At 30.3% G+C, this 1188-nt stretch carries 1 protein-coding gene; it reads right to left on the minus strand.

The features are described from left to right. Positions 1-321: 321 nt before the first annotated feature. Positions 322-1071 carry a hypothetical protein gene (locus AB1L08_RS22375; protein WP_413066775.1) on the minus strand — a complete coding sequence of 250 codons (750 nt, stop codon included), beginning with the start codon at positions 1069-1071 and terminating at the stop codon, positions 322-324. Between the last annotated feature and the right edge of the window lie 117 nt (positions 1072-1188).

Here is a 1188-nt window from a genome sequence, read left to right on the forward strand (position 1 = left end):
ACCCTTGCATATAACTTCGACAAAAAAGGTAAAAAACCTTGTTAAAACAACATTTTTTTGTTATTCAGTAGACCCTAGTTAATCCTTTTTAGAATTTGGATTGCCGCTTACCTGCAAATTTTACACATCAAAAGACACCAAGCGAAGAAAATTTGGTGTCTTTTGTTTTATTTTTATTGATAAATAGTGTTACCTTTATTTTCTCAAGGGATAGCCTTTGTAAATAGGTAGAGATATTTTCTTTTCTTACCAACATTCAGGATGGCAAATTCATTTCGGCTGCCTTTTACCGACTTTCCCTTTTAAAATTGCCGAATAATACTATTTCTCAACTACTTCTTTTAAGATGTTTTTTACATCCATATATTTGAGCTTATTCATTAAATTATTTTTATAAAGGTATCTCTTATTAATATAAATATCATACAGCCTGTCTTTTATAGTTCTGTCTGCTTTAAATTTGGCCAGAATAGCAACACAGTTTTCCTTAATTTCACTAGGATAATCCGACTGAATAATCTCAAATAACCTGTTTATTTCTTTAATTGTTATTAAATTATAATCAAAATTAGGATCATATCGAATAATTGTCGTAGTATCCATTAGAGTTTCTGAATCGTCGGCGAACAAATCATTTAATATTACTTCCTTTACTAAATCCGATTTTACAGAAGCGTATAAGGCTTCTCTTAATCCCCTTACTGAAAAACGATGGTCATTACTCTTATACAATGAAATGATATAGGATAAACCTTTTTTGATTTGCAAGATTGCTATATTCCTTTGTTCATCTACAATTTTACTATTTGTTTTAATACTTTGCAGAAATGATAGGGCTTCTTTATTACCGGTAAACCCCAAAAGGGCTAAATCAGTTATTTGTTCTGCTTCTTCTTGATTAAAAAATCTTTTCTTGATAGTCTCTAATGTTTTAAGACAATTCTTTTCTAAATTCGAATCTAAAATACCTCGTGCGATATTCCTTACATATTTATCTTCGGACTCATCGCCAGCAACTTGAACCAAAAATTTTTGTAATTGTTTATTTTTAGAGTGCAACCCTACTTGCAATACCGCTATTTTTTGGATAGCCGACAGCTCATTAAATATATTACCTTAATCCGTGACAAAATTTAGCTAAAATGCATCCAAAAGCTGGTGAAATCAGGTATAATACCCAAAAAAGAT

Source organism: Siminovitchia jepli (genome assembly GCF_047228825.1).
GTDB lineage: Bacteria > Bacillota > Bacilli > Bacillales > Bacillaceae_C > Siminovitchia.